Source organism: Propionimicrobium lymphophilum DSM 4903, assembly GCF_000423485.1.
GTDB classification, from domain to species: Bacteria; Actinomycetota; Actinomycetes; order Propionibacteriales; family Propionibacteriaceae; genus Propionimicrobium; species Propionimicrobium lymphophilum.
The window spans coordinates 131,879-151,270 of the sequence record NZ_AUIB01000005.1 but is presented as its reverse complement, the minus strand read 5'-3'; the positions used below and the strand labels follow the sequence as shown (position 1 = coordinate 151,270).

Below are 19,392 nucleotides of genomic sequence, written 5' to 3'. Positions count from 1 at the left end.
GAGTGATAGCTCGTTAATCGCGAAAGCGATGAGAGATAAACGAAGACACGGCGACTCGCTCGACAACCCAACCCAGACCAGAAACCGACCAGAAGCAGCCAGGCCGTCAGGCGACTTTAAGTATCCAGGCTAGAAGCCGACCTTAAGCAACCATGCCGCCAGGCGACCAGAAGCAATCAGGTCAACCACTAACGGAGAACGTCCAGGCCGAACCAACACGTCTCTAGAAACAGCGGGCATCAATTGGCTCGTCTATGAGCCATTTGGTTACTTACTCAGTGAGTGGGTGCTTCGGGGTGCGGGGTCTCGGGTTAGACGGTGGCGTCGGGTTGGCGGGTTACCTCGAGGCTGAGCTGGGCGTAGCGCAGGTACTCGTCCTCGTCGAAGTTACTGATTAGGCGTCGTTGAGTGATGAAGCCGAGGACGAGGCCGACGTAAAGCTGGCTGCGGCCCTCCATCATGGTCTCGGGGATGCCGTTTTGGGTTGCCCACGAAATCATGGTGTCCTCGAGCGCGTCACGCAGGGGTTTGAACTCTGCCTGGAGCAGCCTGCCGAGATCGTCATCGGTTGCTGCGCCCGCGCCTAATTGCAGCAGCAGGTCGCCGAGTTCGGGAGCTGCCTGAACCGCGCGGATCGAAAACTCGATCAGCTGCATGGGGGAGTGTGCTTCGTCGCGGAATTCCGAGAGTGCTTGAAGCGGCCAGCTGATCGCCTGCCGGGCAACCTCCGTGACGATCGCGTTCTTGCTGCCGAAGTGGTGATAGATGGCGCCGGCGGACACTCCGGAACCCTTGATGAGCTGAGACATCGTCATGCCGTTGACGCCGTGCGCGCAGATCAAGTCGGCAGCTGTGTCGATGATGACAAGCTGCTTGTTGGCTTTGGCTGTGTTCGGCATTTCCTTCATGCTAGCGAATGCGCGTCGAATTGCCCGAAGCGGGCGTGCTGTTGGCGGGCCGTCGTCACCACCGTTCTCGTTTTTACGCCTGTTTAAGATGAGAAGGTTGCCTTCCGTCCCTATGGCCAAAGCGTGGAGTTTGAGTAGAATGAATCAAAACAGAACGATCATTCTATTTTTGCTCGTGATGCTGCCAAGGAAATCGGGAGGCTTCCGCAGTGAGCTTGACTCAGAACGCTTCATCCGTCCGAGTGGACGAAACTTTTGATTCGCGCGCCCGCACGCTTTCGCTGGGCCTGGACGTGGGCTCCACCACCGTAAAGGCCGTGGTTCTGGACGGCAAGGAGATCCTGTTTTCCGACTACCGCCGCCACAACGCAGACGTTCGTGGTGAGCTGGCCAAGCTGCTTTCTGATGTCGAAAAGGAATTCCCGGGCGCCGCGGTCAAGGTGGCCATGACGGGCTCCGGGGGCCTGGGCGTGGCGAAGACGATGGGCATCCAATTCTCCCAGGAGGTCATCACCGCCACCGAGGCAATCGAGCAGCTCAACCCTGACGTTGACGTCATCATCGAGCTGGGTGGCGAGGACGCCAAGATCACCTACCTGCACCCGACTCCCGAGCAGCGAATGAACGGCACCTGCGCTGGCGGCACCGGCGCCTTTATCGACCAAATGGCGACGCTGCTGAAGGTCAGCACCGGCGAGATGAACGACCTGGCCGCCGATTACAAGAACCTCTATCCGATCGCTTCGCGCTGTGGCGTGTTCGCCAAGACGGACGTCCAGCCGTTGCTGAACCAGGGTGCCGCTCACGAGGACATCGCCGCGAGCATTTTCCAGGCCGTGGCCACCCAGACCGTCTCGGGCCTGGCGTGCGGCCGCCCGATTCGCGGCACCGTCATCTTCTTGGGCGGCCCGCTGCACTTCCTGCCCGAGCTGCGCGCAGCTTTCAAGCGCGCTCTCGGCGATAACGTCGATCGGTTCGTGACCCCGGAAAACGGCCAGCTTTACGTGGCGATCGGTGCCGCGCTTCTGGCCGAGGGCCCCGCGCTGAGCCTGGGCCGCCTGGCTAAGGAACTGCAGAGCGCAAACGACGTCTTGATGGACACCAACACCATGCGCCCGTTGTTCATCGATCAGAACGAGCGAGACGAGTTCGATGCCCGCCACTCCAAGGCTCGTGTAGATTTCGCCACCATGGACGACGTCACCGGCCCGCTTTGGCTGGGCATCGATGCCGGTTCGACAACTATTAAGTCGGTGTTGCTGGATTCGCGCGACCGGATCGTCCACCAGACCTACGGCTCCAACGAGGGCGACCCGACCTCCGCTGCCGTCAAGATTGCTAAGGATATCTACGCGGCACTCCCCGAGGAGGCCTACATCGGGCGGGCTTGCGTCACCGGCTACGGCGAGGATCTGATTAAGGCCGCGCTGCACGCCGACGAGGGCGTCATCGAGACGATGGCCCACTACCGCGCAGCCAAGCACCTAAACCCAGATGTCACCAGCGTTGTCGATATCGGCGGCCAGGACATGAAGTACTTGCGCATCCGCAATAACGCGGTCGATTCGATCTCCGTGAACGAGGCCTGCAGCTCCGGCTGCGGCTCGTTCCTGCAGACGTTCGCCGAGACGATGGGCACTGACGTCATTAACTTCGCCAAGGTTGGCACCCAGGCTAAGGCCCCGGTGGATCTTGGTTCGCGCTGCACGGTGTTCATGAATTCATCGGTGAAGCAGGCTCAGAAGGAGGGCGCCGAGATTGGCGACATTTCCGCGGGCCTCAGCTACTCGGTTGTGCGCAATGCTCTATATAAGGTGATGAAGCTGCGCGACACCGCCGAGCTGGGCGACCAGGTTGTTGTGCAGGGTGGCACGTTCCTGAATGATGCCGTGTTGCGCGCGTTCGAGCTGCTGACCGGCGTCGAGGTGACGCGTCCGAACATCGCCGGTCTGATGGGTGCCTATGGTGCCGCGCTGACCGCGAAGATGCATTACGGCGAGGGTGAACACTCCTACATGGACACCCGTGACCTGGATAACTTCGAGGTCACGGCCAGCCAGCGCACCTGCAAGTTGTGTCAAAACCACTGCAAGCTCACCATCACCAATTTTGACGACGGTTCCCGTCACGTCTCCGGTAACCGCTGCGAGCGCGGCGCGAGTCTGGAGGCACGTCCGAAGAAGTCGCAGGTGCCTAACCTGTACGACTACAAGTACAAGCGCTTTTTCGGCTACCGCCGTTTGACCGACAAGAAGGCGACGCGCGGCGCGATCGGCGTCCCGCGCGCGCTGGGCATGTACGAGAACTATCCGTTGTGGTTCACGATCCTCACCAATCTGGGCTTCAAGGTGATGCTTTCGGGCCGCAGCAGCCACGACCTTTTCCAGGACGGCATGGAGTCGATCCCGTCCGAGAACGTCTGTTACCCGGCGAAACTGGCACACGGCCACGTCGAATGGCTGCTTGACAAGGGCGTCGACACCATCTTCATGCCTTGCGTTAACTACGAGCGCAGGCAATTCTCGGATGCGGACAACAACTACAACTGCCCGATCGTGGCTTTCTACCCGCAGGTGTTGGCCAAGAACATGGAGCACCTGCAGCGCGAAGGTGTGCGGTTCATGACGCCGTTCGTCAACCTGGACAACCCGGAGAAACTGCCCGAGCGACTGGTGGAGATCTTCGGGGATTGGGACGTCAGCCTGCCCGAAGCAAAGGCCGCGGTCGCTGCCGGCTACGAGGAAATGGGCAACGTGTACGCCGATATCAAGGCGGAGGGCGACCGCGCGTTACAGTACGCCCGTGAGCATGATTTGCGCGTCATCGTGCTGGCCGGACGCCCGTACCACATCGATCCGGAGATCAATCACGGCATTCCTGAGGTCATTCAGACCCTCGGCATGGTGGTGGTCAGCGAAGACGCGCTGACTTCCGGCCTGGCTGAGTCGACGCTGCCCAGGCCGCTGCGCGTGCGCGACCAGTGGGTCTACCACACCAGGCTCTACGAATCGGCGAATATCGTCTCTACCGAACCGGACATGTCGCTTGTGCAGCTAAACAGCTTCGGCTGCGGCCTGGACGCGGTCACCACCGACCAGGTGCAGGAGATTCTCGAAGCCGCCGGCGATGTGTACACGGTTCTGAAGATCGACGAGGTCTCGAACCTCGGTGCCGCCCGCATTCGCCTGCGTTCGCTGAAGGCCGCGCTTGCCGAGCGCACCCCGTCGAGCGCGGAAATCGACACCACAGGACAGGATTCCCAGCCGATCTTCGGCATCGCCGAGCGCGACACTCACACGGTTTACGTGCCGCAGATGGCGCCGATCCACTTCCGCATGCTCGCCCCGGTGATGAGACGCAGCGGCCTGAACGTGGAGGTGCTCGAACACGCCAGCCGCGAGGACGTCGAAGTTGGTTTGAAATACGTCAACAACGACGCCTGTTACCCGGCCATCATGGTCATCGGCCAGCTGGTTAATAAATTCCTCACCGGCGGCGCCGACCCCGACAAGTCGACGGTGGCGATCACCCAGACTGGCGGCATGTGCCGCGCGACCAACTACGTCGGAATGCTGCGAAAGGCGCTCAAGGACGCCGGCTACCCACAGGTGCCGGTGTTAGCCATCAGCGCCCAGGGCATCGAGCAGAACCCGGGCTTCAAGATCACCCTGCCGATGATGCACCGAGGTCTGCAGGCCCTGACGCTGGGCGACCTGCTGCAGAACGTGCTGCTTCGTGTGCGCCCCTACGAACGCGAGGAGGGCTCCGCGATGGAGCTTTACCGTCGCTGGGACGACATCACCCGCGAGTTTTTCGCCAACTCCGGCTATTCGAAGACGCTGGGCAGGCGGGTCGGCTACAACTGGATGATCAAAAACATCGTCCGCGAATTCGACGAGTTGCCGCTGCTTAGCATCGAGCGCAAGCCCCGCGTCGGCGTGGTTGGCGAGATTCTGGTGAAGTTTCAGCCGGACGCCAACAACGACGCCGTGCGCGTCATTGAGGATGAGGGTTGCGAGGCTGTCCTGCCGGGCTTGAGCGCATTCTTCCTGCAGTCCATGGCCACCGGCGAATTCCAGCGCGACAACTTCGGTCTGGGCACCACAAAGAGCCGTCTGAGCAAGAAGTTCGGCATCTGGCTGATCGAACAGTACGAGAAGCCGATGCGTGCCGCGCTGGCCGCCACCAACGGCAAGTTCGACGTCCCCGGAACTATCGAGGAGCTTGCAGAGAAGGCACAGCGCGTCATCAGCCTGGGCACGCAGGCCGGCGAGGGCTGGCTGCTTGTTGGCGAGATCGTAGAGCTGATCGAGCATGGCACGCCCAACGTCATCTGCGCGCAGCCGTTTGCTTGCCTGCCGAATCACGTCATCGGGCGCGGCATGTTCAAGGAGCTGCGCGCCCAGTATCCGCAGGCCAACCTGGTTTCGATCGACTACGATCCGGGCGCCAGCGAGGTCAACCAGCTGAACCGCATCAAGCTGATGATCGCAACCGCGCACAAGGCCGCCGGCACCAAGTCGACGCTAGCCGACTGGTCTGACGGCGACGAGTTCACCGCGGTGGATCCGCAGCCGGCGGCAAGCGGGGTCTCGGATCGTGCTGCTGCCGCCATGCGCTCGCTAGGCATCACGGTTGTGGGGCAGAAATCGGAGGGCCGCTGCTCGGGTGGCTGCGGATGTAGCTAAACACAGCTTCTTCACAGTTTTCTCATAGTCTTTTGCATGGATATGGCCTTAGGCTTAGAGCGGAGGCACAGATGGAAGCTGGTAAAGAAAGACAGATAAGCCGGGCTGACGGCACCCCGATCCGCGTGTTAGCGGTTGACGACGAGCCGTCGATCACCGAGTTGCTAGGCATGGCGTTGCGCTATGAGGGCTGGGAAGTTTTCACCGCCTCGCGTGGGCGTCAGGCAGTCGAGGTTGCGAAGCTGCACAAGCCGGACGTCGCGATTCTCGACATCATGTTGCCCGATATTGACGGTTTCGAGGTCATGCGACGTATTCGCGCCGACCAGCCGAACATCCCCGTGATTTTCCTGACCGCCAAAGACGCGATCCGCGACCGAATCAGCGGCCTGACCGCTGGTGGTGACGACTACGTCACCAAGCCGTTCAGCGTCGAGGAGCTCGTTGCCAGGCTGCGGGCGCTGCTTCGTCGTTCGGGAACGGCCACCCAGGAGAGTAACTCGCAGTTGGTGGTTGGCGATCTGGTGCTCGATGAGGATTCTCACGAGGTGACGCGCGACGGTGACGAAATCCACCTCACCAACACCGAGTTCGAACTTCTTCGATACCTAATGCGTAACCCACGTAGGGTGCTGAGCAAGGCTCAGATCCTCGATCGAGTCTGGAATTACGATTTCGGTGGCCAGGCCAACGTCGTCGAGCTTTACATCAGTTACTTGCGTAAGAAGATCGACGCCGACCGCGAGCCGATGATTCACACTGTGCGTGGCGCCGGATATGTCATCAAACCCGCCTAAGTTGAGCAAGGCTTCGCTGCGTTCCCGCCTCACCAGGCGGATCGCCGTCATCGTTGCGCTCACAGCTTTGCTGCTTTCGATGATTTCGGTTGGTGTTATCCGTCAGCTTCTGATTTCCAACATTGATAGCCAAATTAGCTACGTTTTTGGAAATCCTGACGAGCCAGTTGTGCTTGATGAATTGCGAGTTGGTGGCTTGCCAGGTGGGTCTTTCATCGTGATTGCTAAGGACGGTGAGATTCACGCGCAAATCGTCACTGATTCTGGTTTTGGTGTGCCGAACGCGGAGCAGTTCAAAAAGGTGCTCCGTGTGGAGTGCGACGGCCGGCCCCGCAACATTAACGTCGGCCATCTTGGGCCTTATCGGGCGCAGTGTTCCGCCTCGACTGGCCCGCAGGTGTATGTGGCTATTCCGCTGTCGTCGGTAAATGGGCTTGTGGCGAACATCTTCCTGGCCGAGCTGGTGCTGTGCCTTCTTGCTGTGGTTGCTGCCGTTTTAGTCGTGAACCGGGTGATCGGTCGTGCCCTGTCTCCGCTTGGCCGGCTGGCGGCGACGGCCACGCAGGTCTCGCAGATGCCGCTGGGCAGCGGCGAGGTTTCGCTGAAGGTGCGAGTGCCGGCCACCTCCGACGGCAACGAGATCGACCGAGTTGGCTACGCGTTCAACAGAATGCTTGATCACGTCGAAAATTCGTTGCAGTCGCGGCAGGCGTCCGAATCTAGCGTGCGGCGGTTCGTTTCGGATGCCAGCCACGAGTTGCGCAACCCGTTGGCGTCGATCCGGGGTTACGCCGAACTCTTAAATAGGCGTAGCGCCGAGCTGGATGATGGCTCCGCTAGAGCCGTCGATCGCATCGATTTCGAGTCGCAGCGCATGAGCCGTCTGGTTGAGGACATGCTGCTGCTGGCCAGGCTCGACGAGGGACGTGGCATCGACGTCGAAGACGTGGACGTGGTGGAGATCGCGCTTAATGCGGTGTCTGATGCTCAGGTTTCGGATAGGCAGCACCGCTGGCTGCTGGATCTGCCCGACCCGGAGGCGGGCGAGGTGGTTGTGCGCGGCGACAAGTTCCGGCTGCAGCAGGTGGTGGCTAATTTGTTGGGTAACGCTCGCAAGCACACGGGCGCGGGCACATCGGTGATGACGAAGGTTTCGGTTGATAACGGCTGGGCGGTAATAACCATCGCCGACGACGGCCCCGGCATCGACCCCGAACTCCTGCCGCACATCTTCGAGCGCTTCACCCGTGCGGACTCGTCAAGGGCGCATAACGCCGAGGGCTCGACGGGTCTTGGGCTCTCTATTGTTGCCTCGTTGGTGGAGGCGCACGGCGGCAAGGTGGCTGTCAGGAGCACGCTTGGTCAGGGTGCCGAATTCGAGATTCGACTACCGCTTGCGGGTAATCAGGTTCAAACCGAACCGTAATCCCGCTAACCTGTTTATGTGTTGGCGTATGGCAGCGCTGTAATTAGGGGGTTTGATGGCTAAACGAGTTTTGGAGGGTGCTGCGCCGGAGCAGCCTGATGATTACACGCCCGAACGGGGTGCTGGCCCGATCGCACGGTTGAGGGAGATTTGGGCGGGCTGGATGGAGTCCAGGCTGTTTCGGTTTTTGCTGCGTGCCTTCGAGGTGATCGTCGTCGTAGCCGCGGTTAGTGTGTTGATCTCGACGTTTTTCATTTCAGTCCTGCAGATTCGCGGCACGTCCATGGAGCCGACGCTTCGGGAGGGCGACTTGGTTGTCGCCAACCATTCGTCGGAATTCTCCACCGGAGACATCATGGCCTTCTACTACAACAACAAGGTGTTGATGAAGCGTGTCATCGGTAACCCGGGCGATTGGGTGGACATTCGCGACGGCAAGGTTTTCGTCAATGACCAGCCGCTCGATGAAAAATATGTGCAAGGCATTGACACCGGACAGTCCGACATGAAGTTTCCTTACCAAGTGCCAGAAAACCGCTACTTTGTGCTGGGCGATCACCGTAATGTTTCAGTAGATAGCCGCTCGGAAGCTATTGGTACCGTCTCAGAAGAACAGCTCATTGGTAAGGCTCGGTTCATTGTTTGGCCACTGACCAGGCTCGGAATTGTCAAGTAATAATAATTCTGGTGTTGATAACTTTTTCGTGTAAAGTAAAACCGTCGGGGGGGGGGGAATATCCCCCTAAGCGCTAAAGAGTGTTTCCCCGATCTTTGTTCACTCCAAATCTAGGGGGCATTTTAATGTTCAAAAAGACTGGAAAAGCATTGGGGGGGGGTCTGCTTTCTGCAGTCCTAGCCCTCATGATGCTTGCAGCAAGCGTTGTTCCGTTTGCTAAGTCGGCACATGCTGCTGACACCTACACAATCACCGTAACCGCTGCCGAGGGCGATCACACCTACGGTGCTTACCAGGTGCTAAAAGGCTCCGTTGACACTGGTAACGAACAACGACTGACTGGTATCCAGTGGGGCGAGGGCGTTGATAGCTCCGCACTGCTTGCTGAGCTGGCTGGCATCTCGTTCAAGGGCATCACCGCTAACGACACTGCGGCCGAGTTCGCCAACAAGATTTCCGGCCTTTCTGGCGACGATGCCATGCAGCTCGCCAAGGTCGTCACCAAGCACGTCTCCGGCACCGCAAAGTCTTTCACCAAGTCCGGTGACGCTCCGAACTTCACCTACAAGTCCGAGGCTGTCGCTCCTGGTTTCTACCTGGTCAAGGACACCAACAAAGATGCCGCTGCGCTGACCTCACCGATCCTGCAGGTTGTAAACAATGTTGAGGTCAAGTCCAAGTCTTCGGTTCCGACCAACGACAAGGAAGTTAAGGAAAATAGCACCGGCGCCTACGGCGAAACCGCAGACTACGAAATCGGCCAGGAAGTGCCGTTCCGCCTGACTGGTACCATGCCGAGCAACATCGCGGACTTCACCACCTACAAGTACGGCTTCAAGGACACCCTGTCCAAGGGCTTCACCTTCAATAAGAGCACGGTGAAGGTCACCATTAATGGCAAGGAAGTCCCAGCGGCTAACTACACCGTTTCTGATGTGGCCCCAACTGCCGAATCAGCCCCTTACGATGGTGGTAACGACTTCTCTGTCATGTTCGATGACTTGAAAGCTGCTGCCACTGCTGCGGGCACTACTTTGACCACTGACTCAAGCGTTATCGTTGAGTACACCGCAACGGTGAACGAGAACGCGGTTATCAACGACAAGGGCAATGGCAACAAGTCGCACGTTGTCTACCAGAAGGACGTCAATGGTGGTGACGGTGAGCCTAAGGGCAAGACTCCAGAAGACCACACCTGGGTGTTCACCTACAAGCTGAACACCACCAAGGTCGACTCCACCAACGAGAATCAGACGCTTGAAGGCGCTAAGTTCAAGCTGTACAACTCTGACAAGACCAAGTCTGCAACGATCGTCAACAACAAGATCACTGGTTGGGTTGTTGGTGACGGCGGCACCGAGATGTCGACTCCTGTAGGTGGAAAGTTCGCTATCGAGGGTCTTGATGCTGGCACCTATTACCTGAGAGAGACTGCTGCACCAACCGGCTATAACCTGCCAGATGGGAATGCTGCTTTCTTCAAGTTCGTCATCTCTGCAAAGCACCAAGAAAATGCTCAGGGTCAAGGTGAACTGACTGAGCTGAAGATCGCTTCCGGCACTTCTGCTGCCGTAGATGGCAGCCTTGCTGATGCGAGCGTTTCTCAGAACATTCAGAACACCTCGGGTTCTGACCTACCGAAGACCGGTGGCATGGGTACTGCACTGTTCACCGTTGCTGGTCTGGCCGTTATGGCTGCTGCCGGTGGCGGCATCGCCTACCGTCGTCGCAAGGCGAACGCCTAACCGATGAATATTGCTTTTTCTTCCCGTCGGCAAGTCGGGCGACGTGCTGGCGGGAAGAAAAGCAAGAAAGTCAAAGGCAAGCTAGTCGATTGGCTACTTGTCTTGGCTTTCGTTATTGGCTTGCTGGTGTTGCTCTACCCGTCGATAGCTGACTACTACAACTCGCTTCGCCAAGGCAGAGCAATCGCCACTTACGATGCAGCGGTGGCCAAGATGACGCCACAGGATTTCAGTAGGTTCTGGACGGCTGCTGAAGAATACAACCGTCAGCTAGTCAATAACCCGGCAAGGCTGCACATGTCGCCGGCACAAAAAACTCAATATGATTCACTGCTTAACATCACTGGTGATTCGATGATGGGACACCTTGAGATAAAGAAACTAGGTGTTTCCCTACCCGTCTATCACGGTGTTGAAGATGAAGTGTTGCAGATTGGCGTTGGGCATATTCCTGGCACGTCACTACCTACAGGTGGTGCAGGCACACATGTTGCCCTATCGGGGCATCGGGGTTTGCCGACGTCAAAGTTATTCACTGATCTAGATCAGATGGCTGAAGGTGACCGGTTCGTTTTGCACATCCTTGATAGGTCAATGGCTTATGTCGTTGATCAGGTAAGGGTGGTGAAACCAGATGAGGTGCAGAACTTACAGATAGTAAATGGCGAGGATTACGTCACGCTAGTTACCTGCACCCCTTATGCGATTAACACGCACCGGCTGCTAGTTAGGGGACATCGAGCCAGCTATCTAGATGGGGGCGGATATGTTGCGGCAGACGCAGTGAAGGTTAATCCGGTTCTGGTTTCGTCGTTCATGTCGGTTCCGGTGTTTACGATCCTTTTCGTTTGGGCGCTGACCTGGACTAGGCGGCACAGAAAGCGTTCCGCAAAGCTGGAAAGCTACCAAATAGGGGGCATTGGGTAATGGATAAGTTGAAGATGTTTTTCGCCACATTGGCCTTAGTGCCGGTGTTTATGGCGAATAGGGGGAAGAGTGTCTAAGCAATTAATTCAAAGTGCAACAGCTAAGAAATATCTGGTTTTCCTAGCTGCCATTACCCTTTTAGGTACTCTGCTGGCGCTAACCATGCAGGCTTTCTCGGTGGATGCCGATAGCACTAAGAAATTAGGTGTGCGCGCTCCTGGCTGCGCGGTAGACCCTGGCACACCGGTTGAAGATGTTTTGGTGACTGGCGACCTCAAAGTGGCAGTAGCCGAAAACCAGAACACTAAAAAAGATCCGAAGGTAGTTGGCGGTATCCACAAACGCTGGACGGGTGAATCTTTTGCCCAGTCGATCGCTGTTTCTAACACAGCAGCAACTAAAGGCCAGAAGTTCAGAGTCTTCTTCAAGTTCACTGACAACAAGGCTAATGCTGATGCAGCAGCCCGTGGCTATGTGGTGGGTGGAAACGGCAAACTTTCCCCAGGCAACAAGTATTACCAGACGCCACCTGACAAGAACCCTTTTTGGTTCAAACAAGTCGAGGGTGAAGAAAACCTTTACTACATTGAGCTAGAAAGCACTGGTGTAGGCGATACCTTTACTATCCCCGTATTTACTAGCTTCGATTCTCCGGTTTCTGCTGGAGGCTCAGTTGAAGTTTGGGGGCAGGCTGTACCTGCAGATGCTTCCGATAAGGCGCCCTCTGCTGCTGATGCCGTGCCTACTTGTGGCGTACACAAGGCGACTTGGGACACCACACGTATCGAATACCAGGCAAAAAAAGAGCTAGTAGGTAAAGGCCATTCAGACGGTAGTGGTGGTACCTGGCCGGCTTCCTCAGATCCGTCAATTGGCTATGACGCTAAAACTGGCCGTTATTTCATAAAAGACCTACGCTATGTGCTGAAAGATGCTGGCCAGCCCAACTCCTCGGCTCCAAAAGGTAAAATTGGCCAAGATCCAGCGGTGAAATGGACATACACAGATACGTTCACTATTCCTGACGGTTTAGAGATAAACCAAGACTTGTTACAGGGAATCTCTAAAGTTGGGACCATCCAAACTTGGAACTCTAGAACTCCTGGTTGGGGTGATGTGTCATCTAACTACTCGACTATCGGCAAGGATGATAACCCCGCAATCGGTATTTATGGCTACAGCACCTACTATGACAAAGGTGACTCAGTAAGTTATGAGATTAACTCCAAGCAAATCAAGATAACTTATGTGACATCCAAGGGTTACAGGAATGAAGAAGAGCGGAAACTTCGTATTCGCTTCGCTGACAACTTCCTGCTAGTTAAACAGCCTGACGGTTGGGATACCGCAACTCAGGGTGCCTATGCCCCGCCAGCCGGTGCACAGTTCAAGGTATCTAACAAATTAGACGTAAAAACTGAGTATTCTCACTCTGACCCGGCTAAATCTGACGCTAGTGTAGACACCACTGTGACGGTTGATGGCCCGCGTCCTGTGGTTACTAAGTCTCATCCCAACGGAGAGAAAGATGTCTACCGTCGTGGAGACCCGATCAACTTCACCATCACCGCCAAGAACGAGGGTTCTGGGCCGTGGATCGTCAACGAGGGAGAGCCGGATGAGGGCAAGATCGTCGACCGGCTGCCGGGCGCTTACTACGTCTCGCCCGCACAGATGTACTACATGTTCGCCACATCCGGCGGAGATCGCCTAACTATCTCGATCGATGCGGCACAGTACTGCGACGCGACCATCGAAAAGAAGCAAAGCAGCAGCGGCAAAGAAGTCACGCCGTCGGCGGGCATGGCACAAGAATGCTCGCAATCCACCCAGACGTCTTACGTGCTGAAGAAAAATCAGCAAGGAAAGATCGAGATTTCTCGCGACGGCGGTTCGGCTGTCGTGGTCGAAAACACACCTAAAGCGCTGGGGGAGGCACTCAAAAAGCTCGTCGCGGTTGATGAAACCAGGTACACGTTGGCCTGGGACGTTCCCTACAAGACTATATACGGAGGCCAGAACTACACGCACGTCGTTAGGGCCACCATCAAAGACCAGTTCATGGCCAAGAGCGACTTAAGCGCCGAGGACACCACCAACAAGGTGAACCTGACCGGTCCGGATGTGCCGGACAAGGTTGATGTGCAGCGCGACTTCGAAGTGACCAAGAGCGCCTACGCGAAAAACAAAAAGGTTGAGCAAAAAGGCGTCACAATACCTGCTGGAACAGTTGTTGACTATGAGCTGACTGTTAAGCGAGCTGGCGGCAAAGCCGATTATGCTGCTCTGCCAATGGTAGATGAGCTTTCTGGGGCGCAAATCTTATTAGTGCCAGCTAATCAAGATAATGCGCATCTAGGCGAACCATCTGTTGGTTTGACTAAAAAGAAAATTAACGGCATTGACTACTACGTCCTTGATAAACCTGGTGCCTACAAAAATGTAGTGTTCACCGCAAAAGAGGATGCTGCTGGCGCAGTAACAGAGAAAAAGTTCATTGCTGACACTATTAAAGTTGAAAAACTTGACAGCAATCGGGGCATTAAAACCACCACGTTCTGGTTCATGGCCTCGCAAGATTTCAAAAATCCTTCGACAGTCACTGTTGGATATAAAACCCTTACTGACCCTGAACGTACTGACTATCTGCCATCTACTCCAGGGCATCCAGACGCGATAAATCTTGGCGGTATCAAACCGCCAAAGTATTCAATCACGGATAAAACCGAGATGAACCTTTCTAAGCTCTCGGCACAAAAAACTATCGTGACTAAACGGGGTAAAACACCAAGCGAGGACGCTACGGTTTCATCATCTGTAGTGAACCCTGGCAGTGAGGTGACCTATAGATTAGCAATTGCGCATATCGGCACTGAACCTTTCAAGCTCAAAGGCTCAGATATTTATGATGCGCTTCCTAGAACCGGCGAAGGATGGCTTTGGAACAAGGAAAACGTTCATATAGAGGTGCCGGCGCAAAGTAGCCTGAAGCAAATTTCCGGTAGCTTAAATGACTGGTCTCTTAGCAACAAAAACCCTGCTTCTGGCCAGGTCGAGGCTGGACAACAATACATTGTTTGGCCAGATACCTTTGAAGCAGAACTGAGTAAAACTGTTTACCTTTATGTGCAGGTGAAGTTCCCCGAGGCCGGCACCGAGTGGGCCAAATATAAGCAGACCTACAGCAAATCGACGCTCTACAACACCTGGCATGTTAAGGATGCTAATTCTTCCGTCAGCCACTATCTGGGCGGGGAATCTTCGCCAGTGCTGCAGAAAGGTGTAGTTGCGACGGGAACAGTAAAGGAAGACAGATACATCATTGATATGGGGGGTGGCGATCTGACAGCTACCTTCCAAGCGCTTTTGCCGGACCCCTCTAGCAGTGGTCGAGTGAAATACTATAACTCTGTCCTCGGCCCTAACGATACCTATGAAGGAATGGTGCAGTATTACGCGGTAATCCACAACGATGGCGAATCTCGGCTGTATCTCAATCCGGTTCAAGACAAATTGCCAAAGGGCTTCAAATTTGTGGCTGGCATTTCTGATGAAAATAAGATTCCTAAAGAACGATGCAAGGTAGAAACTCCAGATAACTTCTGGGGCGAGCCATGTAAAAAAGACGCGGTAATTGTTGAAACGGATAATGAAGGCCCTAAGGTCGATATATTTAAACAATTAAATGGTATTCGTGACCTAGACCTCGTGGCGCACTGGCAAACTAATTCTGCTAACGTGCCGGTGAGCATTTCTGGTTCAGATTCGGTGCCTAAGAAAGCAAGCGTTCACACAGCTATCGACAATAATGACCCACAGCGCGTTACTTTTTCTTTCGATAATTCGATAACTGGTTCAAACCTCGCATATGACGAGGTGAGGGGTAAATATTATTTGAATGCTGGCGAGACCTTAGCTTTTGAATACTATGCGGCAGTTGGGGAAGAAAAATACACCGAGGATATCGCCAAGAATGGCTTGGTTATGCCCTATGACAATTTCGATGGGCGTGGTGCTAAGACCAATAATGTGGTCAAGATTTCTGCTAAGCCGCAAGAGGCTAACCCGACAAATGATGGTGACAGAAATATCATCGACACTGCCACGGCTAATCAGGAAGGTTATGCTGGTGGCGACGATAACACCCAGTGGCTAGCCTCAGAGGTTAAGAATTATCGAGAAAATAACACTGTGCCTGGTGTTTCTAAAAAACTACTTTCTAAAACGTCTCAGACGGGAACAAAAACCGATTCACCGGCCACAGCGACATATTCTGACACCCTTACCTGGCAGGTCAAGGCCTACAATGATTCTGGCCAGCCTATAACTGATTACGTTATTTCTGATGTTCTTGATAAGGGATACGTCTTTACTGGTGATGTCAGGTTTGAGAATCTTCCTGGGCCGACGACTAGGCATAATCAGTGGAATCCTGAGCGTTATAAACTGTTCAGCTTCGGCAACTGGGAATATGACAGCCAGGGGAATCCTAAAGCAGTTTATTTGAATATCAGGGACTTCGCGTTTCGGGATATAAGGCAAAAGCTCATCGTTAATCCACAAAATAGTGACGAAGAACGACAGGCTGCTCCGATTACTGTTGTTGGCCAATACGGAAATGCCACTTATCACGTATCAATCGACACAGTTGAGGATGGGAAGCTGCGGCTGAACGTCCGTGTGCTGCCTGGTACTGGGGATCAGTATCCGCCAGGACGAGGCTACTCGTTCGCGGGTACACCGCTAAAGCCATATGCGACCTCCACGCTCGAGGTGTCGGCGGTAAACCCGAAAAAATCGGGTGATTACCGAATGACTTATAACCGCGGTTATGTGACGTTGCCCAGCAATAAGTATTCACCTGGGTCAGTTATTCACGGTTCCAATACTTCTCAGGACTTGAGGTTAGGTCAAGCCAAAAACCCGAATAGTGGGGATATCTGGGATGGGCCACATTATGGGTTCAGCAACAGAGATGGGCGTTTTTATAATAACAAGGTGATTAAGAATATCCCTTCAGTAGTTTCTGAAGCGGTTGTTCCTATTGCACAAGACGCTTATACCTCGTCAGGTAAGAGTGTTGAAGAGAAGGCAAAGCCTGAAAACAACACTAATTCCAACAACGAGACTAACTTCATAATGTTGCCTAACCAGGACAGCGAGTTTACTTACACGCTGCAGGTGACTAATAACAAAAACGATCCGCTGAAGCAGATGACGCTTATAGATAATCTCGCTGAGCTATCCGATAAATACACTTTCGGTCAGCCACCAAGGCATAGCGAGTTTAAGGTCGATTTTGCTGATGATCCAAACGTCAGGGTAGAAACCAAGACACCTAGCGGCGACTGGCAAACGGTAGACGCGAGTAAGTACAAAGTCGAATTCTCTGATAAATCAACAGGATTTACCGAAGAAGATTGGGCCGCTACATCCGTCTGGGGCGGGAAAACGGCTTCTTCTCGCTCGATTCGAGTGCGGATAGACGATGCCGCTTCGAGCAATTACACCATCGACGCTAACACCGCGATTAGGGTGCGTTTTGATGCCAAAGTGGCGGCTGGTCAGACGGTTAAACCAGGCTCAACAGCTTGGAATACCTTCGGCTATAGCTATCTTGAACCTGGCTCCAACCTCACGCTGCAGGCTATCCCGCTTAAGGTTGGTGTGCGAGTTCCAAACGTCGTGAAGCTGCAAAAGAGCGTGATTGACGCTGAGAATAAACCACTTACTCTCAATACAGACAAAACATATCGATTCGCGATATACGAGGGTGAGCCACTTAGCGCCAATGAGCTAGAAAACAAGGCGCTGGGTGATGCATTGACTGAGCGCAAACGCACATTCACTGTTGTAGACGTGACGGTGCCGGCTAATAAGTCACAGTCAGATGAAGTTGTTATCGGTGCGCAGAAGATTTACAGCTACGCCAACGGCGAGTGGCAGGCAACCGAAACTGATTGGGCTTGGCAAGCTGGTAAGCAGTACCAGCTTGTGGAGATTCCAAACAGTTCAGGCACCAAGCTGATGAAATTCACTGTTAGTAACGGAGTCGATGGCGAGGCTCCTACTGTGCAGAGCGACCACTTGACGTTCGCATATGAAAATGGCAAATCGCTATATTTCACTGCCGTCAACAAACAAGACAAGTGGCAGATTGATCTGAAAAAGGTCGATGGCGACGCATGTAAGACTGACACCGATTGCAAGGCGCTGCCTGGTGCTACATTCGGGCTTTACAGCACGGATAAATCCGAGGCAATGGCCGAAGCTGAGGTTAACGCTATTGGTGCAGATGTGCCAGCAACCAAGGACTACAACGGCACCACCTATTACTTAGCCAAAACTAAAGTCTCCGGTGCTGATGGAGCAGTTACCTTTGATGGCCTTAATGGTGACAAATACTTTGTTGCCGAGTTAAAGGCGCCATCAGGATACGGGGCTACCTGGGCTGGCTGGGAGTTCACCAAGCCTGCCGGTGGTCAGAACCCAGCAGCGACAGTGGTCAAGAACTACGGCACCTACATCCTGCCCAAGAGCGGCGGCATTGGCACCGTAATCTTCACGGTCACGGGTGTTCTGCTGGTCGGTGGCGCAGCGCTGGGCTTCCTCTATCGTCGCCGGAACCGCGAAGACGACTAACCAGAAATCCCGGGGATCAGCAGCTTGCTGCGGGTCGCCGGGATTATCTGCTGCCTGCTTGCGCTAACCCTGGCCGTGACCAGCTACTCAAGAAACCAATACCAGGCCTACAGATTCAGCGAGAGCCACCAGGCGCCTAATCAGTTAGCCAGGGCCTGAGCCAAAAGCTGCCGAGTAGCCTGACTGACGCTGATGCCCTCCTGGCTAGCCTTGTTAGAGATCGCCTGCTTCATTCCCGCGGAGATTTTGACCGATAGGGTGACCGCGGGCTCCTTTTTGGCTGGCCCGTCAGTAGCCTCACCGACGTTGACCCATCCCTGTGGCCAGCGATTAGCGTCCAAATCCCGGCCCCAAGACTCGATCATCTCGTCGGTGACCAAAGTTCCGTCAGCTGCTCTAATTTCTGACATCGTTACCCCTTTTTAAGTCCTAATTCCTTCAAAAACTTTTTAGTTGGAGGAACCATCGCGTGAAAAATACACCAGGTGCCCTTATCATCGAGGAAGCCAACCAGTTCCGCTAGCCTGCCATCAGGCAGTGGGCCTACCGCTATCCATAACGGCGGGTCATCTGCTCCGTGGCGTTGCCTTGAGCGCAATGCGTTTTCCCAGGCATAAGCAACTTGCTCAGGGGCTAAGCCGTGCTTCAAGGCGTGTGAATGAATGCGAGCCAAAGTCTTTCCGAATCTCGTAAATCAGTTTGTATATCAATAAGTATACGCATGATGTGAAGCAGATGTATGCCCAAGTAAGAACTGCTTTTAATTGCTAAAGTCTCGCGTTGCTGCTGTTCCGTGGTTAAACCGTCCCTTATTCGCTAGATTTAGAACATGCTGTTGTCAGACCGCGACATTAACGCTCAGATTTCCTCCGGCCGCGTGCGCCTTGACCCGTGGGACCCGGAAATGGTTCAGCCCTCCAGCGTCGACGTGCGCCTGGACCGCTATTTCCGCATCTTCGAGAACCATCGCTACCCGGTGATCGATCCGGCCGCCGAACAAAACGAACTGACCCGCATGGTCACTCCCAACGGCGACGACCCGTTCGTTCTGCACCCCGGAGAGTTCGTGCTGGGCGCAACCTACGAGTACGTGACGCTGCCCGACGACGTCGCAGCCCGCCTCGAAGGCAAATCGTCACTCGGGCGTCTCGGCCTGTTGACGCACTCCACCGCGGGCTTCATCGACCCCGGCTTCAACGGCCACATCACGCTCGAACTGTCCAACATGTCGACGCTGCCGCTCAAGCTGTACCCCGGCATGAAGATCGGCCAGCTTTGCTTCTTCCAGCTGTCGTCGCCCGCCGAGCACCCGTACGGTTCCTCGTCCACCGGCTCTCACTACCAGGGTCAGCGCGGTCCGACGGCTAGCCGTTCGTACCAGAACTTCTACCGCACAAACGTGCCCCTGGCCGAGTAGTTTTCTTAGCCGCAGCCGTCTTAAGAATTAACGGGACCCAAAAAGCTTGATGTCGAACCTTTTGGGGCCCGTTAATTTTTGGCTGATAAGTGTGGAAGAAAATGCTCGGTGTCGAGCTTTTTTCTCCTCGTTGTTTCTTGGAACGGTTGTGGCTGGGCTGATTGCG

At 55.0% G+C, this 19,392-nt stretch carries 10 protein-coding genes; 8 read left to right on the top strand and 2 right to left on the bottom strand.

What is annotated here, in order from left to right:
* Positions 1-311: 311 nt before the first annotated feature.
* Positions 312-899, bottom strand: a complete 588-nt coding sequence (locus G556_RS0104075) for a TetR/AcrR family transcriptional regulator (protein ID WP_162139749.1) — start codon at positions 897-899, stop codon at positions 312-314.
* 218 nt (positions 900-1,117) lie between these two features.
* Between G556_RS0104075 and G556_RS0104070 the strand changes: the two genes are divergently transcribed.
* The 7 genes from G556_RS0104070 (at position 1,118) to G556_RS0104040 (ending at position 17,809) form a co-directional block, all read left to right on the top strand.
* A complete protein-coding gene (locus G556_RS0104070) occupies positions 1,118-5,596 on the top strand; it encodes a 2-hydroxyacyl-CoA dehydratase (RefSeq protein ID WP_051176657.1) in 4,479 nt (1,492 codons plus the stop codon).
* Between the two features lie 71 nt (positions 5,597-5,667).
* Positions 5,668-6,393, top strand: coding sequence for a response regulator transcription factor (locus G556_RS0104065; RefSeq protein WP_028821857.1), 726 nt, complete (start codon positions 5,668-5,670; stop codon positions 6,391-6,393).
* Positions 6,374-7,819 (top strand): sensor histidine kinase, encoded by a 1,446-nt coding sequence (locus tag G556_RS0104060; RefSeq protein ID WP_028821856.1) that lies wholly within the window; start codon positions 6,374-6,376, stop codon positions 7,817-7,819. The genes G556_RS0104065 and G556_RS0104060 overlap by 20 nt, the downstream gene beginning before the upstream one ends.
* 55 nt (positions 7,820-7,874) lie before the next feature.
* Entirely contained in the window at positions 7,875-8,495 is a 621-nt protein-coding gene (lepB, locus tag G556_RS10185; protein WP_051176653.1) for a signal peptidase I, read from the top strand.
* A 125-nt stretch (positions 8,496-8,620) separates the two neighbouring features.
* Positions 8,621-10,240, top strand: coding sequence for a SpaH/EbpB family LPXTG-anchored major pilin (locus G556_RS0104050; protein ID WP_028821855.1), 1,620 nt, complete (start codon positions 8,621-8,623; stop codon positions 10,238-10,240).
* Positions 10,241-10,243: 3 nt separating this feature from the next.
* On the top strand, positions 10,244-11,167 hold the full coding sequence (locus tag G556_RS10180; protein WP_051176651.1) for a class C sortase: 924 nt from the start codon (positions 10,244-10,246) through the stop codon (positions 11,165-11,167).
* A gap of 69 nt (positions 11,168-11,236) precedes the next feature.
* The gene (locus tag G556_RS0104040) at positions 11,237-17,809 is read left to right on the top strand and encodes a SpaA isopeptide-forming pilin-related protein (protein ID WP_028821854.1); all 6,573 of its coding nucleotides are present in this window, start codon (positions 11,237-11,239) and stop codon (positions 17,807-17,809) included.
* Positions 17,810-17,949: 140 nt separating this feature from the next.
* Here the strand turns inward: G556_RS0104040 and G556_RS0104035 are convergent, their stop codons facing one another.
* Positions 17,950-18,219, bottom strand: a complete 270-nt coding sequence (locus G556_RS0104035; protein ID WP_028821853.1) for a hypothetical protein — start codon at positions 18,217-18,219, stop codon at positions 17,950-17,952.
* Positions 18,220-18,638: 419 nt separating this feature from the next.
* Between G556_RS0104035 and dcd the strand changes: the two genes are divergently transcribed.
* On the top strand, positions 18,639-19,226 hold the full coding sequence (gene dcd / locus G556_RS0104025; RefSeq protein ID WP_028821851.1) for a dCTP deaminase: 588 nt from the start codon (positions 18,639-18,641) through the stop codon (positions 19,224-19,226).
* Positions 19,227-19,392 lie beyond the last annotated feature (166 nt).